The 24,633-nt window shown below is 37.0% G+C and carries 16 protein-coding genes; 7 read left to right on the top strand and 9 right to left on the bottom strand.

Annotation, left to right across the window (positions count from 1 at the left end; genetic code table 11):
- Positions 1–201: 201 nt before the first annotated feature.
- Complete coding sequence (locus tag BCELL_RS18975) at positions 202–1,707, top strand: amidase (protein ID WP_013490405.1); 1,506 nt, start codon at positions 202–204, stop codon at positions 1,705–1,707.
- Positions 1,708–1,903: 196 nt separating this feature from the next.
- Positions 1,904–2,104: a hypothetical protein gene (locus tag BCELL_RS18970; RefSeq protein ID WP_013490404.1), complete on the top strand. Its 201-nt coding sequence runs from the start codon at positions 1,904–1,906 to the stop codon at positions 2,102–2,104.
- 218 nt (positions 2,105–2,322) lie between these two features.
- Here BCELL_RS18970 and BCELL_RS18965 read toward each other — a convergent pair whose 3' ends face one another.
- Positions 2,323–3,132 (bottom strand): IS3 family transposase, encoded by an 810-nt coding sequence (locus BCELL_RS18965; protein WP_013490403.1) that lies wholly within the window; start codon positions 3,130–3,132, stop codon positions 2,323–2,325.
- Between the two features lie 182 nt (positions 3,133–3,314).
- Positions 3,315–3,710 (bottom strand): helix-turn-helix domain-containing protein, encoded by a 396-nt coding sequence (locus BCELL_RS18960; protein ID WP_013490402.1) that lies wholly within the window; start codon positions 3,708–3,710, stop codon positions 3,315–3,317.
- A 434-nt stretch (positions 3,711–4,144) separates the two neighbouring features.
- Between BCELL_RS18960 and BCELL_RS18955 the strand changes: the two genes are divergently transcribed.
- Together BCELL_RS18955 and BCELL_RS18950 are read left to right on the top strand one after the other, a co-directional pair.
- The gene (locus tag BCELL_RS18955) at positions 4,145–4,921 is read left to right on the top strand and encodes a transposase (RefSeq protein ID WP_013490401.1); all 777 of its coding nucleotides are present in this window, start codon (positions 4,145–4,147) and stop codon (positions 4,919–4,921) included.
- A 695-nt stretch (positions 4,922–5,616) separates the two neighbouring features.
- On the top strand, positions 5,617–5,832 hold the full coding sequence (locus tag BCELL_RS18950) for a hypothetical protein (protein ID WP_013490400.1): 216 nt from the start codon (positions 5,617–5,619) through the stop codon (positions 5,830–5,832).
- Positions 5,833–6,032: 200 nt separating this feature from the next.
- Here the strand turns inward: BCELL_RS18950 and BCELL_RS18945 are convergent, their stop codons facing one another.
- From BCELL_RS18945 to BCELL_RS18920, 6 genes are all read right to left on the bottom strand, one after another.
- Positions 6,033–8,282, bottom strand: coding sequence for an Ig-like domain-containing protein (locus BCELL_RS18945; protein ID WP_013490399.1), 2,250 nt, complete (start codon positions 8,280–8,282; stop codon positions 6,033–6,035).
- Positions 8,283–8,866: 584 nt separating this feature from the next.
- The gene (locus tag BCELL_RS18940; RefSeq protein ID WP_013490398.1) at positions 8,867–10,435 is read right to left on the bottom strand and encodes a sensor domain-containing diguanylate cyclase; all 1,569 of its coding nucleotides are present in this window, start codon (positions 10,433–10,435) and stop codon (positions 8,867–8,869) included.
- Between the two features lie 189 nt (positions 10,436–10,624).
- A complete protein-coding gene (locus BCELL_RS18935) occupies positions 10,625–11,917 on the bottom strand; it encodes a methyl-accepting chemotaxis protein (protein WP_013490397.1) in 1,293 nt (430 codons plus the stop codon).
- The gene (locus BCELL_RS18930; RefSeq protein WP_198283992.1) at positions 11,898–12,719 is read right to left on the bottom strand and encodes an EAL domain-containing protein; all 822 of its coding nucleotides are present in this window, start codon (positions 12,717–12,719) and stop codon (positions 11,898–11,900) included. The genes BCELL_RS18935 and BCELL_RS18930 overlap by 20 nt, the downstream gene beginning before the upstream one ends.
- 362 nt (positions 12,720–13,081) lie before the next feature.
- Positions 13,082–13,549 carry a helix-turn-helix domain-containing protein gene (locus BCELL_RS18925; RefSeq protein WP_013490395.1) on the bottom strand — a complete coding sequence of 156 codons (468 nt, stop codon included), beginning with the start codon at positions 13,547–13,549 and terminating at the stop codon, positions 13,082–13,084.
- A gap of 15 nt (positions 13,550–13,564) precedes the next feature.
- Entirely contained in the window at positions 13,565–15,019 is a 1,455-nt protein-coding gene (locus tag BCELL_RS18920) for an RAD55 family ATPase (protein ID WP_198283991.1), read from the bottom strand.
- A gap of 311 nt (positions 15,020–15,330) precedes the next feature.
- On the opposite strand from BCELL_RS18920, the gene BCELL_RS18915 reads away from it, so the two are divergent.
- Complete coding sequence (locus BCELL_RS18915; protein ID WP_013490393.1) at positions 15,331–17,208, top strand: serine hydrolase domain-containing protein; 1,878 nt, start codon at positions 15,331–15,333, stop codon at positions 17,206–17,208.
- A gap of 443 nt (positions 17,209–17,651) precedes the next feature.
- On the opposite strand, the gene BCELL_RS18910 is transcribed toward BCELL_RS18915, so the two are convergent.
- A complete protein-coding gene (locus BCELL_RS18910) occupies positions 17,652–18,212 on the bottom strand; it encodes a hypothetical protein (protein WP_013490392.1) in 561 nt (186 codons plus the stop codon).
- Positions 18,213–18,602: 390 nt separating this feature from the next.
- Between BCELL_RS18910 and BCELL_RS18905 the strand changes: the two genes are divergently transcribed.
- Together BCELL_RS18905 and BCELL_RS21815 are read left to right on the top strand one after the other, a co-directional pair.
- A complete protein-coding gene (locus BCELL_RS18905) occupies positions 18,603–20,081 on the top strand; it encodes a methyl-accepting chemotaxis protein (RefSeq protein WP_013490391.1) in 1,479 nt (492 codons plus the stop codon).
- A 512-nt stretch (positions 20,082–20,593) separates the two neighbouring features.
- On the top strand, positions 20,594–24,199 hold the full coding sequence (locus tag BCELL_RS21815) for an immunoglobulin-like domain-containing protein (RefSeq protein WP_013490390.1): 3,606 nt from the start codon (positions 20,594–20,596) through the stop codon (positions 24,197–24,199).
- Positions 24,200–24,633 lie beyond the last annotated feature (434 nt).

Genomic DNA, 24,633 nt, shown 5'->3' with positions numbered 1-24,633 from the left:
AATATTTTTGTTACTGAAAAAAATTATATGGCTCCTGTTCATCAGTACAGGAGCGATTTTCTTACATTGAGTAGCAGAAAATCAGCAACAAAAAGAATTGTTGGTTCATTTGGCCAATGAGAACCGTCCCCATTAACCTCAAAAAAGGATATGCATATTCCCTTAGAGAATAAGTGTATATGACAATGAGGTAGGTGACGAATGATGAAAAATTTCGTTTATGAAAAGTATGACGGACTTGGTTTAGCGGAGTTAATTAAACGTAAAGAAGTAACAAAACTCGAGGTGCTAGAAGCAGCAATTGAAAAAATCGAGCAGTTAAACCCTAAACTAAATGCAGTGATCCACAAAATGTATGATCAAGCGAAAAATGAAGCACAAGTAAATACGAGTGCTGAAGGAATTTTCGCTGGTGTTCCAATGTTATTAAAGGACATTACGCAAGAAATTGCTGGCGAACCTATCACTTCAGGTTCAAAGGCATTCCAGAACTACAAAGCAAAGCAAGATGCAACTTATACGAAGCTCCTCCGTCAGACTGGTGCGATCTTCATCGGACAAACGAACGTACCAGAATTTGCGCTAATGGGAATCACCGAACCTCTTCAATACGGACCTACACGAAACCCTTGGAACACAGACCACACCCCTGGTGGATCAAGCGGTGGATCTGCTTCAGCGGTCGCCTCTGGGATGGTCCCAATTGCTGGTGCAAACGATGGGGGAGGGTCTATTAGAATTCCAGGTGCATACTGTAATTTATTCGGTTTAAAACCAACTCGAGGAAGAACGCCGACCGGACCTACTTTTGGACGTCACTGGCAAGGCGCATCCGCAGACCATGTTCTCACTAGAACTGTTCGCGATAGTGCTGCAATGCTAGACGTTTTATCCTATCACGAAAAAGGCGCAGCATTTTTAGCTCCGCCATTCACCGGAAGTTATCTCCAGGCAATGTATGAACCTATCAAAAGACCATTAACCATCGCCTTTTCTACACAGTCTCCATTAGGAACAACTGTAGACGATGAATGTAAAACAGCTGTAATTAAGGCAATGCAACTATTAGAGGACATGGGGCATCATGTAGAAGAAATCACAGCCCCAGTTAATGGAGAAACGATTGCGAAAAGCTACTTAACAATGTATTTCGGTGAAGTTGCAGCTACAATAGCTTCATTAGAAAACACACTCGGAAGGAAAGTGAAAATGAGTGATGTCGAGCCGACAACGTGGTTACTCGGATTAATAGGGAAAAGTATATCGGCCCAAGAGTTTGTACTGCATTTAAGAGAATGGGACAAAGCAGCATTTTCTATGGAGAAGTTTCATGAAAAATATGACCTATATGTGACACCAACAACAGCCTTTCCACCAGCAAGAATTGGGGAAATGAAGTTAAGTCGTACGGAGGACTTCCTAGTAAAACTAGTCGGACGCTTAAATGCTGGTAAACTATTAAAGCAGACAGGAGTCGTTCAAAATATTGCTGAGAAAAACCTAGAAAGAACACCTTTTACACAATTAGCAAATTTAACAGGCCAACCGGCTATGACTGTTCCTATGCATTTCACTAAGGAAGGACTCCCGTGCGGTGTACAATTTATGGCAGCTAAAGGCCAAGAAAAACTGCTCTTCCAACTAGCCTCAACCATGGAGGAACACAGTAAAAAGGCTAACGGGGACGGACCTCGTTTGCCAGTTTGATAGGGGTGTTTATGATTGGTAACTACTATAACAATAGAGTTAAGATTTGATATTTTAATAATGATCAAATCTGACTCCTTTTTATTATAAAGTAAGTTTACACTGATTATTGGGTAAACTAGAAGTAATAGTTTTATAGAGCGGAGTAAAGTAAAAACGTCTCTATTGGTATTCTTATAAAGAAGAAGGTGATTATATGCAAAAGGATGAATTAGCTGAGAGAAGGTGGAAGGCGTTTCCGAGTGATATAAGAAAGAATTTAGAAGGGAATGTTTATTGTTCTAACTGTGGTGTGACGAAGATTGTTAACTATGATGTATATTCATCAGATTATGACATTGTTTTAAAAGGACAGTGCAACAAATGTCATGACACAGTTGTTAGGGTCATTGACTAACAGGGACGGTTCTTGTTTGCCGAATTGACCTAATGTTCATTAATTAATCTAACAAGTATACTTTATGTAATATGCATAGAGACAAGGTGAAAAAATTAAAAGCCAGTCAAGGTCTACAAAAGACTTTTGATTGGCTTAATTTTGAAATAAATTTCTTGATGTCCTTAAATTATTTCGCTAATGAGAATGTTGTGACCCCTTAAAGTTAGAGTTTTATATTAAGCTACTAATTGGCTGGTGTGGAGGCGGTATTGAACCGGACTCTTCCCAGCTAATTTCTTTTTAATGCGCTTGTGATTATAGTAATCTATATAATCTTCGATTTTTCCTTTTAATTCTTCGTAAGTACACAAAGCCTCTCCGTGATATATTTCTTGCTTTAGTAGACCAAAAAAGTTCTCCATTGGCGAATTATCCAAACAATTACCTTTTCTAGACATACTCTGAAAAACGTTATTTTCTTTAAGGAGTCCCACCCAATTTTTATGTTGAGAATGCCAACCTTGATCTGAGTGAAGGGTTGTTCTATACTTTGCATCCTTTATGATTTCAAGGGTTTCTACTAAAGGTTCTAACACAAGTTGAAGATTTGGACGCGTGCTGATTCCAAACGAAAGTATTTCACTATTAAACAAGTCCATAATTGGATTTAAATATAATTTCGCCCCACCTAAACATTTTAATTCTGTGATATCTGTAGTTAGTTTTTGATGGGATACAATCGTATGAAAACGGCGATTTATACGGTTTGGGGCTACTTTGCCCACAGGACCTTTGTAAGAACTATACTTGCGTGATTTTCTACAGAACTTAGTTACTTTAAGTCCTAATTTTTGCATGATGCGTTGAACCTTCTTGTGATTAATTTGGTAACCTTGGTTTCTCAATTCTAGATGAATGCGACGATAACCATAATTCCCGTTGTGCTCATCGAAGATGGATTGGATTAACTCTTCAAGTGCCTGATCTGGGTTGTCTTTCTTCATCACTTTTATATGATAATGGTAAGAGGATTCTGGTATTCCCACTACTTGTAAAACATCTTTTAATTTGAACTCTTCTTTGAGTTCGAATGATAACGCTGCTTGTGCTTTTCGAGATAATCCTCCGGGTTTGCCCGAAAAGCTTGCAACTTTTTAAATACTCTACCTCCAAACGAAGAAGCTCATTTTCCCTCTCTAACCGTTGCTCGTTTGTAAGTTCTTTTCATTTATATTTTTCTTGTTTTGTTCTTAGGTCTATCAGACATGGTACCTCGTCCTCTCGTTCGATCCAGGGCTTCAGCCTTATCTTCACGAAAAGATTTTTTCCATGAAGCAATTAAAGTGGGACTATCTAACCCAAAATGGAGGGCTGTTTGGGTTTCTGAAGTTCCTGTTCTTTTAATAAAGCTTAATACATCTAGCTTAAATTGAACAGAATAAGTTCCCTTATGCCCATTACTTTTTATTCCTTCTTCTCCGAACTTCTCATATATCTTCACCCATCTTTCAACCAATGATTTTGATTTAATATGATGCTTTTTGGCTAGACGCCTGAAGCCTAGAATTCCTTCTTGATATTCTTTAACGACTTTAATCTTTAATTCATCATTATATTTAGGCATAAATAAACACCCCAAAAGTTAGATTTTTCACTCTAACTTTTGGGGTGCACTACAGAACCGTCCCTATTAGCGGTCCTATTAACTATTTATAAAAAATAGTGAGTGAAATGTTGAGCAAGTTGTTGTATGATGGGGTTATGGAAGTTTTGACCACCTCTCGTTATTATCCTCTTAAGTACTTCTCATATATTTTTCATTACATTCAAAGGAAGAGCAATGGACAACATCAAATTACAGCAGCTTATTTTTCTTAAACACTATTTCCGCAATTACTTCAACTAACCTCATCATTTTTTATACTCAACCTTTTTAGGCGGTAAAACAATATGTACTAAGAGGTAAACGACACCCGTTGATCTATTATTCGGCTTTGTTTCAAAAACTATCATTTTATGTGAGTGGGGTTTTAAATTCAAAGTAAAGTGGTGAATGCTATGGCTCGACAGGCACGTAAAAAAAGTAGAACAGGTATTTATCATATTATGTGGAGAGGAGTGAATGGACAAGAGATTTTTCATGACGATAAAGATAGGTATACATTTCTCGATATATTATTGAAATATAAAGAGGAGATGGGATTAAGTGTATATGCGTGGTGCTTAATGAGTAATCATGTGCACTTACTTATAAAGGAAGGAAACGAAAGTATTTCAACAACGATGAAGCGGATTGGCGTTAGTTATGTCTCTCATTATAACTGGAAATATAGTACGCGTGGTGCTTTATTTCAAGATAGGTTCCGGAGTGAGAATGTCGAAACGGAAAAATATATGCGTACAGTAGTGAGATATATTCATCAAAATCCTGTGAAGGCAAAGTTAGTGAACGAGGTCCAATGGTGGCGCTGGAGTAGCTGTAATGAATACTATGGAGGCAAAGTTTATCCGGCAAAACTACTTGATGAGGCATTTATTTTAGGGTTGTTTTCAGACGATGTAGTTCTAGGCCGGGCATTGTTTAAAGAATACAACGAACGGAAAAATGATGACGAATGCCTCGAGGAAAGTGTATATGTCAAAAGGCTGTCAGAAGCAGCAGTAAGAACAGAAATGGAAAAGGTGCTTGGTCCTGTAGGTATAACACAAGTAAAAAGCCTATCAAAGAAAAAAAGAACAACCCTATTAAGAAATATAAAAAAAATAGATGGAATATCCCAGAAGCAAATATCCAGAATACTAGGAATCTCTCCAAACTTAGTTTATAAAGCATAGACTGAAAGGGCTAACGGGGACGGACCGAGACCGCTGAAAAAGTGTAAGAATTAATATATTGTTGCATTTTTATTCAGAGTACCTAATTTATAGATTTATAGAAAGAGTTGATGAGACCGAAGCAAGCGAGACTCCTGCGGGAATAAAGGCAGAGGTAAGCCCCCGCAGATGCGCAGCATAGAGGAGGCTTACCAGCCGCCCGCGGAAAGCGAGTTTGCATAGGTCTCTTCAACTCCTATATTCTAATAACCTAATATTTATTAGGGGACTCTCTAAATGTAAGTACTTTTTCACTGGTTCCGGACGGATCTTCTTTGCCATAATTGCCTAATAGGGACGTCTTAAAGCTAATAGGGACGGTTGCTCTTTGCCAAAATAAGGATAGACTATGCGGGTGTAACTAACTCACTAGTGGTAAAGACGTTCTCACTTACGTTTTTTAGTAAGGATGAACATATTAAAAAAGGATGCTCATTAGGTTGATTTTCACCATAACTTTTATAGTTTATGTGAGTTCTCCCTTAGAGTATTCAATGTTATTTATAATGAATTACCGAAATTATTAAGATGCATAAGAAAGAGATACAACAGCATTTCAGAGTTTGTTGTATCTCTTTTCTTATATTAGAGGAAAAAATTAAATTTTGAAGAAATTGTTATTAGCTACCATTATATGAATATGGAGGTATGTACTGATGAATTCTTTTTTTGAGTTAATGATAGTATTGGCACCGTTCATTACAGCTATTAGTATCGTGACAGTTGTATTATGGCATAAAAGAAGGGTAATGGAAATCAACAATGATACCGATATTGATGTCTTGCAACTATCAGAAAAAGTGAAAGAACTGACGATAAAAGTAGAGCGTCTAGAAAGTGAATTACGAGAACAAAAGAAGATATCTGGGTAAATGCAATGACTTTTTGATAAGAAATGTTACGTACATAAAACATGAATGATTGGGTGAAGTTTACTATACAAAGACAAGGGACAGACATCTTGCGTTTCCACGCAAACGAGATCTGTCCCTATTCAATCAATTGGTTATAAGGTTTTGCCTCTCTTGGCAAACGAGAACCGTCCCCATTTGCCCATTTGCCCACTTGCCTTTTAGTCTTCTACTTTTAGTAATCTTCTTTTTAAGAAAACGCCGCCTATTATTAGTAATATCAATCCTATTAATAGGATGTTATATGTGGTTGTTGCTGTACTAGGTAGTTTTCCATCAGTACTTTCTTCCTTTGTTTCGGTTGGAGGTACATCTACCGTATTTTCATTTGTTGGTTCCTCATCAACAGGTTTACTTGGCTTCTCTGTTTCAGTATGTTCTTCAGGCAGTACGACGACTGTTATCATTGCCATGATTTGATTTGGATTTGTGATACCTTCAGTCAAGTGTAACTCACCTAAAAAAGTATACTCTGTTGACGAATAAGGATCAAAAACAGGAGAACCTTCATTCCAAGTAACATGAACTTTCCTACTCATTCCGTTATTTAATGCAACCTCTACTTCACTAGGAAAAATATGAGTCGCAAGCTCTGTTCCGTATTTTAAAACGATAGTTTCAATTTCCTCTACACTTTCTACAATTAAATCTTGTTCTGTTTCCATTACGGTAACTTTGACGCGGGAAGCTAGATTTTGTGGATTCAAAGCTACATCAGATATTAGCAATTCACCAGTAAATATATACTCACCTTCGTTTTCCCCATCGTAGCTTGGTGTTCCATTATCCCATTCAACAGGAACCGTATTAACACTTTCATCACTTAATAAGACTTCTACTGTAGACGGAAGTGGCAGTTCACCTACCGATGTACCGAGGTCAACAACGATATCATTAAGGTCGGATACTTGAATAACCTCTAATGGAGACACCTCATCTTCAAGAACAATTGTAATAGATGCCATCAAGTTATTTGGGTTACTTATGTTTTCTGGCAAATCAAGTTCTCCATTAAATACATATTCTCCAGGACTATTTTTATCAAAAGATGTGTTTTCCTTGTCCCATTGAACAGGGATTGTTTTTTTGCTGCCATCATTTAAAGAAACTTCCACTTCTTGTGGGAAAAATATTGTGTCTAGCTCCGTACCAAGGGCAACATTAATATTATTAAGCGATGGTATAGCAGATACAGTAAGAGGAACTGGTTCTGTCTCACCACTTAAGCGCAAATGTGGGTAATTCCCTGGATTTATATCCCAAATAGTAGTGAAATCCCAGTCTGTAAATGTATTTTGATCGTGCATCTCTGCAGTAGTTTTCGGTTGGCCTTTATCATCATCAGATTGACCTGACGTTTCTGTGTCATAATAGCTAGCTGTGACCGTCCCTGTATTTGTTCCGACTAACCCACCTGGATCACCACTTACACGCCCAACAGAAAAACTATGTGTTATTCCCCCTCTATTTAATCCGACAAGTCCACCAGCTCTTTCATTTCCATGAACATCTCCGATAGCGTAGGTATTCTCTAGTCGAGTTGGACCATCAACTGTACCAACTAAACCACCGACATTTAGATCACCTTCGACATTTCCAGATGCATAGCTTTGTTTTACGTAATAAAAACTTCCGCCGCCACCCATGAAAATTCCGATGAGTCCACCTACACTAGAGTCACCTAAAACATCGCCAGTCGCATAAGAATTTGTTACCTCCCCATTTGCATTACCACCAAGTAATCCACCAACGAAAGAAACGCCCTCTACATCTCCTGTTGCAAAACTATTGTCAATCGTACCGAATTGACCGCCTCCCATCAACCCACCTACATAATTACCAAATCCTTCTATACTTACGTTAGCGCTACTATCAACTATTGTGGTCCCGTTGTACCTACCAACGAGTCCACCTACATAATTCTCTGCTACAAAATAACCGTTAGTTACATGGCTATTTTCAATAACTCCTCCTACCATATTCCCAACTAATCCGCCGATATTATCATTTCCTCTAAATAAGCCGGCTTCAACTGTAACATTCTTAATTTCTCCGTGAACGACCTCACCAAACAATCCTAAATTATTTTCATTCCAACGACTTATCGTTAAACCAGTAATTTTGTATCCATTACCATCAAAGGTACCTGTAAATGGACTACCATTAAAGTCGCCTCCGAGCGGCACCCAATTAGGGTATACAGACAAATTAATATCTGCACCAAGTATGTAGTCGCCATCTAAGTTATATTGAACATCATACAAATCACCTGCGTTCATGATGACAGTAGGGCCACTATTTTGAGCCTGTCCACCAGCTCCGATAATACTAGGAGCAATCGTACCCAATAATAACAACAATACTAACGTAACAAGTAGCTTCTTCTTCCCCCACACTAGCTGCTTAAACACTTTTACCACCTCATCTTATTTAGTTTTTAACATTCAAAACATTTTAACAACTTAAGGTTAAAAACTAGTTAAAAAAACAAAAGTGAAGAGGGACGGTTCTCATTTGCCATCCTGCAGGCAAATGAGAACCGTAAGACCTGAGAAACAACTGAACAAAACCGTTGTAAATTAAAAAGCCTTCTATGAAAGGATTTTCATAGAAGGCGCGCAACAGTTATATCATGGAACTACTTTGGCAAATGGGGACGGTTCCTATTATCCTAATTTGCCTCAATATTTGGCTAACGAGAACCGTCCGGAACCAGTGAAAAAGTACTTACACTTTAAGTATAGACTAATAAATATAAAGTTATTTGAATATAGAAGTTGATGAGACCTGTGCAAACTCGCTTTCCGCGGGCGGCTGGTGAGCCTCCTTGATGCTTTGCATCTACGTAGTCTCACCCCTGCCTTTTCTCCCGCAGGAGTCTCGCTTGCTCCGGTCTCATCAACCTTTTCTATAATTAGATATATTGAATATTAATACAATAAAATATCAAGATTTCTACTTTTTCAGCGGTCTCGAACCGTCCCTATTAGCCCTATTAGCCCTGGTTAATAAGAACCGTCCCTGTTTGTCGGTCTTTGTTTTTTGCTTCGTACATTGCTTTGTCTGCGTTATTTAAGAGTGTATCTGGGTCAAGGCCATCTTCATTTGCTAGGCTTATTCCGACACTTGTAGATACGATTACCTTTTTTTCTTGTATCTGTATTGGTTTTCGTATATTGGCTATTAAGGTCTCGACAATTTCTAGCAGCTCTTTTTGTGTTGTTGTTGGTAGTAAGATGGCAAATTCATCTCCACCCATTCGGAAGCCATAGGCAATTTCAGGTAGTAATTGTAAAATTTGCGAACTAACATTTTTTAAGACAGCATCACCAGCGGAATGCCCATATGAGTCGTTAATTTCCTTAAATCTATCTAAGTCTAATAAAATTACTGCTAATTGTTGCTGATTAAAATTCAACGTTTTGTCCAGTTCTTTAAACTTTTCGTAAAACAATACCCGATTGCCGAGTTGTGTTAATGAGTCATGATAAGCTAAAAATCTCAGTTTTTCTTCGTATGTCTTTTGGTGTGTAATATCTCTGAAAATTAAAAAGCTATGCTTCTTCTCATCAATATCTATATAGTCGGAAAACATTTCGGCAGTTACTTTTTCCCCATTTCTTGCTCTTAAGGTTACTTCCATGTGTAGTTGGTCGGAAACCGGATAGGCGGCTTCGTAATTGTATTGGAAATCGATTGGCGATTTCTCAATAAGGAAGCTACTTAATGGGAGATGATACACATCCATCTTCGTATATCCTAGCATTTTTAGAAATGTAGGATTCACATCCACTATTTTTGCTTTATCATTTAAGATCAGGATACCGTTCGTACTCATTTTAAATAACAACTCATATTTTCTACTTGATGATTCAAGTAGGTCATATTTAAACATAGAGTAGCGAACTGTATATGCCCAAATTAAGACGGCATAGGGTGATAAAAAAGCTAATATGATTCCATGGTGTTCTGCAGTAAAAACAATGATGTTTAACAGAATGATTGCAATTGTAGTTATAATGTTTCCTTTTAAAATTAATTGTAGACGACTAACATAAGTTTTACTTATATTCACTTCTTTTGATTTTTTATATCCCTTATAAAGAAAGTAAATATTAAAAATAAAGGCTATAATAGTACAAAATAAAAGTAATACAACAAATGGTAGACTGAACATTTCGGTTTGTACATTCGATACCTCATTAAAGGTAATTGGATCAAATGGTAGCATGAAGGTCATGATGACTGCACCAAATAAAGGGAATAGGAACAAAGCATGCCACCATCCCGATAAACGGATTTTACTAATGTATCTAAAAAAATAAATTCCTAGTGTCATAATAAAGAAGACACAATAATATTTGAAAAGTAGCAATATAAGTGCTTCTCTAGGTGGAAGAAAGTATTTTAAAGCATCTGTTAAAAATAGCATACTTAAAAAAATGATTAATAACGCAGTCAATCTATGAAAATTGCTTTTTTTAGAACGGTAATACACTTCACATGCCAAAGCAAACATGATCAGAAAAGGAATAAAACTTACAAGAAAAAGAAAGATAAACAATCGAACAACCCCCCATTTTTACGCCATAGCAAGTTTATACAAATCTGTTAAGGGCATATAGTTATATTTTACTACAATAATGTGACATTTCTACTAGGTATTTTTAATTAGATGGCCAATGGAGGCTAATAGGGACGGATCTCCTTTGCCAAACACTTGCAGGCAAACGAGATCCGTCCCTATTAGTTTTTATGTTCTGAATTTATTGGTTGTTTTTTGCAAGTGTAGTGCTAGCTCAGATAATGATTCTGTGGCGACACTTACTTCCTTCATAATTGCGGTTTGTTCTTCGGATGCAGCGGCAACCTCCTGAGTGTGACTAGTAGTTTGTTTAGAAATCTCACTGACATTTTCAATGGAGGTTACTAAAACGTCTGTCTCTTTATTAATAGTAGTGATGGACGATGCGACAGTAGTTAATGTATTTACGACTGCTTCTATCGAATTTGATATATTTTGAAAGGATTCTCCAGCAGAGTAAACTATGTTTCTCCCTTCGTTAACTGCACTTTCACTATTATCCATTGCATGAACCGCTTGTTTTGTATTCGATTGTATATCGTGAATAATGTCACTAATTTGTTTTGCGGAAAAACTCGACTGCTCTGCAAGCTTTCTCACTTCGTCTGCCACAATAGAGAAGCCTCTTCCATGTTCGCCAGCACGCGCAGCTTCAATAGCTGCATTTAGTGCCAGAAGGTTCGTTTGTTCAGAAATAGCAGTAATGATTGAGACAATGTTCTCAATCTCGTTAGATTTTTCGCTTAAAAGATTAATCAAATCACCAGTTTCATTTGTATGCTTATGGATAATGTCCATTTGTTTAATAGCGTGGGTAACAATTGTTTCTCCATTTTTTGCATTGTCAGAGGCTTTGATTGAATCATTTTTAAGTGTGAGGATGTTGTTGGATGTTTTGTCCATTTTTTCATAATTGTCCTTCACTGTTGTAACTGAATCACTTATTTTATGTTGTTGATTTTCTACGCCAGTTAAAACTTGTTCAAGTGATGATGCGATAGTAGTGGTTGTTGTTGCTGTTTCTTCCGTATTAGCATTTAGCTGCTCTGCTGCATTCGCTAGTTGTTCAGAAGTTGTAATGATATTGTTTAATAGCTCACGAAGATTACTTGTCATTTGATTAAATAATGATGAAAGCTGACCTATTTCATCTTTAGATGAAGTAGGAATCGACCTTGTGAGATCTCCCTTTGAAACCAATACTAATTCATTAATAATTTTATGCAGAGGGGAGAGTACTAAAAATCGTATAAATATTGAAATGATGCATGTTGTAACTAATAGACTAACGATCGAATCTACGATCAAAGTTAAGTTACCATCGTACACTAAGTCGATAAAGTTATTGATTATGGCTGAAATAGGGGTACTAATGACTAAGCTAACGATGATTGCAAGCGCCATTTTACTTCTCAATCCAAATTTGACTTTTTTCATGTTGTTAGTTAACTTTTGATGCACAACAATCACTCCTAGGATGACTTATTTCTTTTTGCGGTTTACCAAATAAAAATCCTTGTACATTCCTAACACCTAGCTCTTTTGCAATTTTAAGGTCTGTTTCCTTCTCAATGCCCTCCAAAATGAAATGTGAACCCATATATTTAGTTAAATCAACGAAGAAAGTAACTACTTTTTGCTTTTCTTTTCTAGCACTTAACTCATTGGAAAAATATTTATCGAGTTTTATGTAGTTAGGTTGATATTCAAATATTCGCTGTATAGAAGCTTGGCCAGTTCCTACATCATCAAGAGCCCATTTGATATTATGTTCCTGTAGCAAGAGGATGTTTTTCTTTAGTAATGGGTTATTCCATATTGTAGTTTCTTCATTTGCTTCATTTATTTCTAAAATCACTGGTTTATTTACTATTTTATCAAGTAACGCTAGGAATGCATCGCTTACTAGAGTAGATGGAAAAATATTGATAAATAGATGGTAAGCGGAGTTACTGCTATCTGCATATTTTAATGCACAGTTTATCGAATGAAGATCTATTTCTAAAAGCGAGTTATTTTTTCTAGCTTTTTCAAAAATTTTGAGAGGATTTTTTTCATGTCTGTTTCTAATAAATGCTTCATATCCAATAGGTTTTTCAGGGAAATTAGTATTGATAATGGGCTGAAATAAGTGATAAAAATCTTGTGAGGACTCCATTTTAAAACACCTTTCCAATAGCTTTTTCTCATTCAATTTTCCTATTATCTTCGCTGTCTGACAATCCCCAGCGCTTCCTATTACCTTTCGTATGACTTGAAGCAAATAGGAAGAGTAACCTATTAGGACGAAGAGGGACGGTTCTCATTAGCCAAGCTGGCTAATGAGAACCGTCCGAGACCACTGAAAAAGTAGAAATCTTGATATTTTATTGTATTAATATTCAATATATCTAATTATAGAAAAGGTTGATGAGACCGGAGCAAGCTAGACTCCTGCGGGAGCAAAGGCAGAGGTAAGACCCCGCAGATGCATAGCATAGAGGAGGCTTACCAGCCGCCCGCGGAAAGCGAGTTTGCATAGGTCTCATCAACCTCTATATTCAAATAACCTTATATTTATTAGTCTTTACTTAAAGGGTAAGTACTTTTTCACTGGTTCCGAACCGTCCCTGTTTGCCTTTACTTTTAATGGTAAAGGTCTTTTATAAGCTGTAAGCGGTCTTTTACATTTAATTTTTGATAAATGTTGCTAATATGATTTTTTACTGTATGGGGACTTATACCTAAACTTTCTCCAATACTCGCGTTATCTAAGCCTTTACATATGTGAATGATTACCTCTTTTTCCCTTTGGCTAAGTATGTCTAATTTTTGAACCTTTTCAATTATTAATGAGAATTTACTTTCTTCCGTTTCAGAAAATTCATGTTTATAGGTGTCTTTTTCCGTATTTAAAAAATATACATGATGAGATCCTACTTTTCTCTCTTTCAAGTGGGACGATAAAACGAGGTGTTGTAATGTCGCTTTCACTTGGCTTTCCATTCTCCCTAACCTTGTAGCAAGGCTGTTTGCAGTTTCGTAGCTGTTCTCGTTTTTATAAAAAAACTGTATGCATTCCTGCTGCAAAATACGCTTTTGTTTCATATTCATGAGAAGTCTCCTTTTTTATATTAATCTAAAAAAAGGTGGGGCATCTACAGACTCTACAATATATGGTTGAGAGAAGATGCCAGATTGGGATTTCATTACTTGCAAATACTGATATTTGTTATTTCTCCAAGTTTTAATGATGGCATTTGCTTTGTGCTGAAGTAATGCAATAACGTCATTGTCCAATTTATCGATGTTAGCTACCACAAAAGCACTCATATTTAATTCCTTTTGCAATGCAACGAGCTCCGGATATAAATCTAATACAAAACTTTTTCCTCGTTTATCTATAACAGAGTTAATATTGTATATTGTAAACCAATCAGTTTTGCTATTTTCTCGAACTAATTTTCCTAAATCATTTAAGACAAAGGAGCGATAATCCGTATTATTAAGGTGCGAAACACTATGTACATAACCATTTAAAAAAGTAGGGGGAGTTCTTTCGAATTGTTCAATAAATACACTTTTATGTTCAAATAAATATTTCTCCAAATTTATTCCGAACTGTTCTAACAGAGCTTTAATTTCTGGAATCGTAATCATACTAGGAAGTAGGTACGTAAAATTTTGGGACTTTTTCATTAATTGACTAACAAATGATGAAACGATATATTTGTACATCGATGTGCTATCTGTTTCAATTAAATAAATTAAACCTTGTTGCAACCCGCCATCTAAATTTTCATCTATAACTTTATTACCGGTAGAGATATGTTGACTAATGCTCCTTTGAATATGTAACGTTCTATAAGAAGGAAGTATATATACCCCTTCATCCGTTAGTCGATACGTATGTTCACCTTCTTCTATCTTTGTACCTCTCATTTTTAAAATTTCAAGTGTTCTTTCCTTATACTCATCAAATTTCTCCCTATAATTAAGTTGTATCAATCCATCAAAAATAAAATGTTCAAAAGGTAACTCTTGATTATTTGTATACCTTTCTGAAATGATCAGTGATGTTAATCGGTACTTTCCAAGAATATTTTTAAAAGAGTAAATTAACTTTCTTAATTTATGAACATCTTCCTCTAAATGTTTAAAAATACTCAAACTATCAATAACAATACGTTTACATCCGTATTCTTCTACTAACTCTTCAAATAGCCCTGATGGAATGAACATTTCCTCTAAAAGAACTTCAGGGGAGAGCAAGACAATTTTTAATAATTTTTGCTTTTCAAGTTCTTTAATATTGAAGCCAAAATTGCTCATATCACTATAAATTTGATCGGGGAATTCTTGAAATGATAAATATAATCCATTCTCTCCATTTAAGGCACCATGGTATAAGAATTGAATTCCCATCGTTGTTTTTCCAGTTCCAGGTGCTCCCTCTACAATGATGCCATTTCCCTTTGGAATACCACCGTTCAAAAGGCTATCTAGACCGTTAATTCCCGTAGTAACAAGCTGTTTCATACAACCACCAACTTTTAACATTTTATTCAATGTTAGTATTACCAAGTTCTTCTCTCGCATTCTGGCTAATGTGGCTAATGGGGACGGATCTCGTTTGCCAAATACTTGCAGGCAAACGAGATCCGTCCCCATTAGCGTAAAAAAAGGTGATTTGTAGGATGTGGAAATGGTTGTAAAACGATAATGTTTATATTAAATATAGTTGTTGTCCTTAGCGTAAGTTTAAGCCCCAAAACATCCGCCAACCTTGCAATAAAATGACAATAAAGCAACCTGTCATATACTGTAACGCTGTTGTCTTAAAGAACAAAAATATTGTTAGAAATAAGGAATCACCTAATACACTGGAGGTGTCTATGTTGAAGTCTAAGTGGGTCTTAAAAAAATCCATTCTATTTTTCATCCTAATATTTATGTTCGAGCCACTTGATATACATGCTAATGAGGAGCTATCTGAGATCACTAATGAAATATTCAAGCGTGAGATTCGAGAATTCTATAAAAATTGGGAAATGGAATCGAAAGTTACAGGAAGCGTTTTTGTATTTGTTCATAATGGAGAAGTCTACCACGTTAGTTTTGGAGTAGAAGATTTAAAGACTAACAACCCTATCCGTTATGATCGATCACTTTTTCGTATTGGTTCGATCACTAAATCCTTCACTGCAATTGCTATTATGCAGCTGGTTGAAGAGGGGAAGATAGATTTGAATGAAAATGTGAATACATATTTGAAAAATATCCGGGTGCCTGAAACGTTTGATCAGCCAATAACATTGAACCATCTTCTTACGCATACTGCTGGATTTGATGAAAAAATAGTTAAAATGCAATCAGAGCAATTTGAGAATGCACTCCCGCTTCAAATGTATTTACAAGAAAATTTGCCAGAGCGTATTCGTGAGCCAGGGTTGTTCATTCAATATAGTAATCATGGATATGCTTTGGCAGGGGCAATCATTGAAGATGTGACGGGGATGACTTATGAAGAATATATTCGTGCAAATATTTTAGAACCGTTAGAAATGAGGAATACACATCCGAGGATAACAAGTGAAGCACTTGAATATCTGGTGAAGGAATATAACTATGTGGAAGGTGACTATAATCCAGCACCAGTTTACGACTTAAATGGCTTGTATCCTGCTGGGGCATTTCTTGCTACCGCGGAGGATATGTCGCATTATATAGAAGCACATTTAAACAGAGGTGAATATAAAGGGAAGCATCTTCTGACGAATACATCTCATTCCGAGATGCATCATGCCCAATTTAGGCATCATTCATTGCAGAAGGGAATTGGTTATGGCTTTTTCGAGTACAATGTGCCAGATTTTCATGTGACGTCACACACTGGGGCAACAAACAGTACTTATTCTACCTTAATCTTAGATCATACGAGAAGTTTCGGGATGTTTTTTAGTGCGACGGGACCTGAAGCAATACATATGTTGGAGAATTTATATCAAATGATCGATACAACGTTGTATCCGTATTCAATACATGTATCCTCCAACTATACAAACTTCGTAGCAACAAACCGAACAAGTTTTGAGGGGGAATACTATGATACGAGAGTGAGTTTAAGTGACCCTTCAAAAATCATGCGCTTATTTGTACCCGCTACAAATATTACAGCTAATGATAATGGAATCACCGTTACCGATGCGAGTGGCAGCGCTGATTATATTCAAATAGATGATTTTGTTTTTAAAAATCAGGAAAACGGGAATACACTAGTTTTTCACGTCGATTCAAATGGGGAGGTAACCCATGCGTTGCCGGGGTATGGAGCTTTGGTAAAAACTAATTTCTGGCAATCACCCAATACACACAGAAGCACTTTCACTGTATTAATTGTATGGTTTACAATCGTTTTACTTGCGTGGATATCATTAGCGATTAGAGATGTTGTGAAAAAAAGCTGGAAATCGCGATCACTACTTTGGCAACTCAACGGTATCGGTGTGTGTGCCCATTTATTTTTTTACATTACTGTTATTTATGCCTTTGAGAGACTTGAAAATATAAATAACTTGATGTTCGGCCTACCATGGTATTTACAAGTCGCTACTCCTTTACCATATATATCCGTGCCGATAACTGCGCTAATGATCTATCTATTAATTAAAAATAAACGAAAAGTGAAACTAGCTATCATTGCCTTCACTATAATTAATATTGTTCTTTTAGCCACATCAATAACACTTTTACAGCACTATCAGTTAATCTAGGCTAATGGCTAATGGGGACGGTTCGAGACCGCTGAAAAAGTAGAAATCTTGATATTTTATTGTATTAATATTCAATATATCTAATTATAGAAAAAGTTGATGAGACCGGAGCAAGCGAGGTAACTGTCTCTTCCTCTACGAGCATATTCTTTGAAGCTTATCCGTCGAGACAACTCGAAGCATTAGCGACGAAGAAACGCTCGTTCCTGCGGGAGAAAAGGCAGGGGTGAGACTACGTAGATGCAAAGCATCAAGGAGGCTCACCAGCCGCCCGCGGAAAGCGAGTTTGCACAGGTCTCATCAACTTCTATATTCAAATAACCTTATATATTTTAGTCTATACTTAAAGGGTAAGTACTTTTTCACTGGTTCCGGACGGTTCTCGTTTGCCAAACACTTGCAGGCAAACAAGAACCGTCCCCATTAGCGAAAAAACATCTCAATTAATGAGATGTTTTTTCGTATTCAAAGACAACAGAGAAATAGCTGCCTATCATTTCTTCAATTTCGTCATCAGTAGCTTCGTCATCGAGAAATAGAATCATTCTATAAAATGTGTCATTATATTCTGTTTGAACGATAAGGATTGGTTCACCATCACTATCACCTTTAGCATAATTGAAATCATGACTATCGATAGTAACAATCGTTCCAAATAATCCATCTTCAAACGGCTTGTTTTGTTGATAAAGATGTAATCTATGATAAATGTAGTCACTATATGAACCATAAACCGCCTTTATATCATATGCTTCACTAATTTCTTTTTTCTCTGCTTCACTTAATGTATCTCGATTGCTTGGTATGTTCGATTCATCATAGTAATACAAAGAAAGTGAATCTGCATTTCCTTTACGCGGTGAGACATCAGCAAGTGCCAATTCATAACCATCAAACTCAGGAACACTATGATTGAAGTGAACATAATCCTCAATATTCCCGTCAGTCTTGCTACATGCTGCTAAAAAAATTAGAAGTGTAGTTAGTAGAAAAATTTTACGCATGCTATAGTATTCTCCTCTATGATCGTTTTTATATTGATAGACTTACATATCATAGCTTATTTTAAGATATTCGACAATGAAAAAATAAGGTTACTGTCTTTAGGACTGTGAAAAGTGTTCATCGGAGATAGACTATATCTTTCAGCTGTCATAGTGATGATTGAAGCTGTAGTAAGCTTAAAAACTCAATTTATTCTTCGGTTTCTCATATGTACATCCATCGAGTCAATCGAATAAGAAAGCATAGATAGCTTTCGGGTTTGGCGAATGAGAACCGTCCCCATTAACCGAAAGTCAAATTATGTCGAATCTCGCTAATATTATCTATTATTTTGTCGAATTATGAAGTAAAATAGTAGTTGAGAAGTATAAATTTTTTGGAGGTTTAACATGACAGCGATAGATAACATGAAGCTACAGGATGTAAAAAAGAAAAACTTGCTCATGCTAATTAGTTTTTCCATTTCTTTAATAACAGGATTACTGAGGTCACTAGCTCAAGGTGGAATGGATCGGGTAATTTTTTACGGATCTGAGTTGTTAGTTTTTATATTATTATTTGTAGTATTCCAATTAGTTATAAAGAAACCAGTTGTTTTTCCGTATAGTAGCATTATTGCCATTTACGTGTTTACCTTTTCATCGTTATTTTTATTTGGACCGTCAACGGATGTTGTGTTAATTGCTATATTTTTGACATTAATATCAGCGGTACACTTCAACATAAAGGTTTTTGCAATCGGGTATAGTATGGGGTTATTAACAATCATAATGGCTAATACTTTGCATCAAGACAAAACGGAAGTACTGGAAAGCATCTATACAATGTCAATTTTCATCTACATTCTCATGGGTCTTGTACTAGGCGTATTAATTTATTTAAACAAAAAGCAATTTGCTCAATTACAGCAGTTTGTTGACACATCAGAAAAAGAAGCGAAAACAAAGGAAGAACAAAAGCAGCAATTAGAAACAAATGTATCAAAAATTTTGCATTCCATTAAACTCGTGAATGAAAAAATTCAAACTAGTTTGCAAGCGCAAGAGGAAATGAAGCTTGCAATAAATGAGGTATCAGTAGGAAGTCAAAACCAAGCAGAACGTATTACGGAAATATCGGAAAGCTCCGTGGATACAAAGGGATCAATGGAACAGCTAACTGCGGTATCAACGGAACTAGTGGAGGAATCAAAGGAATCTACTCAAATAGCAGAACTAGGTCAACAACAAGTAGTAGAGTTAAACGAAGATATAACGTCATTAAAAAATATTGTGCATGATCTACAAGGCACGTTTAAAGTTTTATCAGATACAATTGTTGAAACAAACAAGCTGAATGGAAAAATTACAGATGTTACAGAACAAACAAATTTATTAGCATTAAATGCTTCGATTGAGGCAGCAAGAGCCGGAGAAGCAGGAAAAGGATTTTCTGTTGTTGCAGAAGAAATTAGAAAGCTGTCCGTGTTAACGAATGAATCGACAGAGGAAATAACGAAAAACTTGTCTAAGTTAAATGCTAGCAATAAAAATGCATTTGAAAAGATCAATCTCTGTAATAGTTATATTGCTAAAGGGATCAATTCAACCGATGAAGTGACAACGTATTTTGCAAAAATACAAACGATGCTAGTTCACCTTGGTGAGACTGTGAGTACAAGTACTCATTTAGCAGGTAATGCCCAGTCTAAGGTTACGGGTGTACAAGGATCGACTGCTGAATTAGCAGCAATTATTGAAGAAACAACAGCAAGCTTAGAAGAGGTAAGCGCAACAATAGAAAACTTAACTGAGGACTATCAAGCTATTGCACAATTAATGAATAATACATCAAAAAGTGCAGAAGAAATTACAAAATCATTCTCTTAAAAAAGAAGCTGTTCCTCCCGCGCCCACTATAACCTTATAGTGGGCTTTTACTGTTACTGTGGCGAGTTAGCCATTGCTAGGAGCTAGCTCTAATATCTCGAGACATCTTCTGCATCTCATTAATGAGATGTTCTCCTCTTTGATTAGTTTTATCTTGTTAGAATCAAATATCACAGTTTATTTTAGAAAATACGACAATGAAAACTTAGCGAATGATAGTTATTAAATAAGGATCTGAATAGAGGTTGCCAAAGTCAGTTTGAAAAAGGGAAGCATTCTATTCGATTATGAATAATCAAAAGCGTTGCAAACACCTAAAATAGATTGGAATGAATTCGGATTTGGCTAATAAGAACCGTCCCCATTAGCCGTAATTCCCGAACATTAAATAGAAATATTAAGTCAATGTTAAGTAATTTTACAATAAATTAATAAAAAACACCTATAAATCTATAAAAATTAAGTTATAATGTAATAGTTGTTTTTGAGATCAATATTTTAGGAGGGAAAGTATGATTAATAGAACCACATCAAGAATGAATATTTTACCTTTATTTTTAGCATTAGTTTTAGTTTTTTCCCAGATCTTATCTGCATTTGTTCCAGTGTCGGCACAAGCGGACATTCAAGCAGATACGGTGACGCTTGTAGAGTGGGATTTTAATCAAGATACTCCGTTAGCTACTGGCGGGATTGAAGGGAACTTAAACGAAGAATTTTCGATCGCTGGTGCTAGTCCTACTGGATATGTCCTTGGATCCCAAAGTGGATCAAGAGCACTCAATTCTAATGGATGGAATTCAGCTGAAGAAAGCTATTGGTTCGTACAGTTTACAACGGAAGGCTATGAAGATATTCGTTTTTCTTCCAAGCACAGAGGATCAAATACAGGTCCGAAAGATTTCACGGTAGAGTATAGTCTAGACGGTGAAACGTGGACGAGCGTTCCTGGAGCTGATTTTGAAGTTGGGAACGATTGGACAACAGGTATATTAAATCAAATTTCAGTCCCTACAGAAGTAAATGATCAAGAAACAGTTTTCTTAAGATGGTTAAACACATCGGACGTTTCCATTAATGGCGGTACAGTAGGTGGAGCTGGAACGAATCGCGTAGATGATGTCATCATTGAAGCGGCCCCATTAGATGAAGCAGGTGCACCTGGCGAGACGCCGGATCCAGAGGTACCAGGAGATGAAGACTGTCCTACATATACATCTATTTCTGATGCGCGCGCGATGTCAGGAGAAGAAGTGACAGTGATTGGTGTTGCGAACATCGATCAAGGACTACTACATCGTAATAACTTTTCTTTATATATACAAGACGAAGCTGCTGGAATTCAGCTTTTTAGTTTTGACGCCAATGACTTTCCAAGTGTAAAAGAAGGAGACCTTGTAAAAGCTACTGGTACTGTTGGAGAATTTAATCAAGTAACACAGTTGGCAGTGACGGACGTCGAAGTACTTGAGAGAAACCAAGAAGTTTCAGCGAAAAATATTGACCTCTCAACTTACATGGATGCTAGTTTAGCAGAATCTTATGAAGGTCAACTTGTGCAATTTGAAGGCTATATTCGTAATATTAACGATTACTTTAATGGTGGGGTGACAATCTCTATCATTAATGACGATTTTGATGCAGTAGATATTCGCATTTGGGAAAGCACAGGCTTTGACCTTTCTGAGCTAGAAGAGCATACGTGGTATGAGGTTACAGCTATTTCCAGTCAGTTTAATACGACGTATCAAGTGCTGCCTAGAAGTAACGCTGATTTTGTCAAGCTTGCGGAGCAGAGAGATGAGCCGACGACATTAAATCGCGAGTACGAAGCGGTTGTCGCTAATGTGACAGATGGTGATACGATTAGATTGGCAACACCGATTTTAGGTGCGACGAATGTTCGTTTTCTAAACATGGATACACCTGAAACATATCACGCTGTGCATAATGAGTTAGATGAAAATCAAATGCGTCACGGTGATAATGCAACTGCACATATGCAAACGATGTTAAGTGTAGGCGATACAGTGACCATACGTTTAGGGGAAGAACCATTAGATAGCTTTGGTCGTCTTCTTGCAGAAGTAATTACGTTAGATGGTGTGAACACGAATTTAGAAATGGTTCGCGCTGGCTATGCGTCAACGTATTTCATTTATCCGTTTGAGGATGATACAGTTGAGGAATATGCTGAAGCAGCAAAATATGCGAGAGAAAACCAGTTAGGCATTTACAACCCTGAAGATCCACTTTTAGAGGAACCGTTTGTGTTCCGTGCTAGAGAGCGTGGCGACACGGGACTTTCACGCTATGTAGGTAATTTTAAAACGAAAGAATATGTGGCACCTGACCACTATGCAATCATTGAACCGGAATATCGCGTCTTTTTCACAAGAGCACAAGCAGAGCATTTAGGTTACACCCCGCTTGAGATGACGGATCAAGAAGTGATTGATATGGATAAAAATGCGTTAGGCATCGGATTCCAAGGAAGTGATTCTGCTGCCAATGTGACACAAGACGTTATGCTTGAAACTACAGGCTCCTATGGATCTGTTATTACGTGGGAATCTAGTAATGAAGAAGTTATTTCTCCTACTGGTGAAGTGACAAACCCGTTATATGAAGGCGTTTCTGTTACTTTAACAGCAACACTTCAGAAGGGTGAACTAGTAGAAACGAAGGAATTTGTTTTAACTGTCAATCCTGAAATTGTCGAGCTAGTAAGCTGGCATTTCGATGGAGAATCAGAAGTTGCAACAGGTGGTATAGAAGCTAATACTGGCGTAACAATCGAGACCGTCGGTTCTGATATTACTGGTTACGTTGCCGGTCATGGATCTAACTCAAGAGCAGTTAATGCGAATGGTTGGACAGAGGGAAGCTATTGGGTAGTAGACATCTCTACTTTAGGCTATAAAAACATTACGCTATCCTCTCGTCAGTTTGGATCGAACACGGGGCCAAGAGATTTTGAAGTACAATATAGCCTTGATGGTGAAAACTGGAGTGTTGTTCCTGGCGGCGAAGTTGTTGTTGCGAACAATTGGAACTCTGGCGTCATCGATCAACTCGCTTTACCAGCAGAAGTAGAAAACAATGAGTCAGTTCTTATTAGATGGCTAAATACTTCAGATGTTGCTATAAACGGGAATACAGTAGGTACATTTGGTACGAATCGTATCGACAACATCGTTTTCACAGGAAACGAAGGCTTGTTTATCGAGGAGCCTGAGGTTGATCCAATTGTTGAGGAAATCAACGCTGGTGGAACTGTGACGGTTCCTGTCGTTGATGGTACGGCAACACAATCATTTACAGCCGATCAACTAGTTAATGTGACGGAATTACCTTTAGAAACTGCAGGGGTAAAACTAACAATCCCTGTCAGCACGTTAGATTCTTCTAAGGATGTCACTGTATCGTGGACAGAAAATAATGATGCACTCCCACATGCCGATCAAGCATTAAGTAATATTTTTACGTTTAACGTATGGCAAGATGGAGAAAAAATCACGAGCTTCACTGAGCCAATTTCAATTGCATTTAAGTTAAATGCTGACGTCGATACATCGAAAGATATAAAAATCTTCTACTTTAATGGGACGGAATGGGTAAGTGAAGATGCTCATGGCCATGAATATGGAGGTACACTGTCTGATGATGGGCAATTTATTGTAGGATCTACAACACACTTTAGTACGTTCGCTTTATTTGCAGTCGCATCCCTTGAAGATGAGGGCGGAACTGAAGAAGATGGACCCGAACAAGAAGACCCTTCACAAGAAAATGGAGATAATGATGTGCCTGATACAGGTAATGGAGAATCTCCTGAGCAAGATGGCGATCAAGCACCTGGACAAGAAGGAGAAGATGCTCCAGAACAAGGTGACACAACAGAAGGCGGCCAACAAGATCCAGAGCAAGGAACAACACCGAACAACGATGAAGAAACAGCTGGAACAGATGTCACTGTTGAGGAACAATCTACAGAAGAAACTGACGAAACATTACCAGCAACAGCAACAAACATGTACAATATGATCCTAATCGGCCTACTCCTCATGACCATAGGCTACACAACAATAACCATAAGAAAAAAACAACTAAGCTAATGGGGACGGTTCTTATTTGCCAAATAACTCGGCAAATAAGAACCGTTTTTTTTTCAAAGGTAAGAATTATAAGGCTAATAGGGACGGTTCTCACTTGCCAAATAGTTCTCTTGCACTATAAAAAATGAGACGATTGTAATCACATAGAAACTGCAGTACGCTAAATCTATATTCTATTAATCATGAAGATGTTTGTGAGTATAGGGGAAATTAAAGAAGTTCGGCGAACAAGAACCGTCCGAGACCGCTGAAAAAGCGTAAAAATTAATATATTGTTGCATTATTATTCAGAGTACCTAATTAGAGAAAGAGTTGATGAGACCGGAGCAAGCGAGGTAACTGTCTCTTCCTCTACAAGCATATGCTTTGGAGCGTATCCGTCGAGACAACTCGAAGCATAAGGCGACGAAGTAACGCTCGTTCCTGCGGGAAGC

The sequence above is a fragment of the Evansella cellulosilytica DSM 2522 genome (assembly GCF_000177235.2).
Lineage (GTDB): Bacteria > Bacillota > Bacilli > Bacillales > Salisediminibacteriaceae > Evansella > Evansella cellulosilytica.
This window is presented reverse-complemented; position numbering and strand designations above follow the sequence as displayed.

Coding starts and splice junctions, on each gene's coding strand:
- BCELL_RS18960 (WP_013490402.1), bottom strand. CDS start 3,710: ATGCCTAAATATAATGATGAATTAAAGATTAAAGTCGTTAAAGAATAT.
- BCELL_RS21815 (WP_013490390.1), top strand. CDS start 20,594: ATGATTAATAGAACCACATCAAGAATGAATATTTTACCTTTATTTTTA.
- BCELL_RS18955 (WP_013490401.1), top strand. CDS start 4,145: ATGGCTCGACAGGCACGTAAAAAAAGTAGAACAGGTATTTATCATATT.
- BCELL_RS18905 (WP_013490391.1), top strand. CDS start 18,603: ATGACAGCGATAGATAACATGAAGCTACAGGATGTAAAAAAGAAAAAC.
- BCELL_RS18950 (WP_013490400.1), top strand. CDS start 5,617: ATGAATTCTTTTTTTGAGTTAATGATAGTATTGGCACCGTTCATTACA.
- BCELL_RS18925 (WP_013490395.1), bottom strand. CDS start 13,549: ATGAATATGAAACAAAAGCGTATTTTGCAGCAGGAATGCATACAGTTT.
- BCELL_RS18915 (WP_013490393.1), top strand. CDS start 15,331: ATGTTGAAGTCTAAGTGGGTCTTAAAAAAATCCATTCTATTTTTCATC.
- BCELL_RS18975 (WP_013490405.1), top strand. CDS start 202: ATGATGAAAAATTTCGTTTATGAAAAGTATGACGGACTTGGTTTAGCG.
- BCELL_RS18970 (WP_013490404.1), top strand. CDS start 1,904: ATGCAAAAGGATGAATTAGCTGAGAGAAGGTGGAAGGCGTTTCCGAGT.
- BCELL_RS18910 (WP_013490392.1), bottom strand. CDS start 18,212: ATGCGTAAAATTTTTCTACTAACTACACTTCTAATTTTTTTAGCAGCA.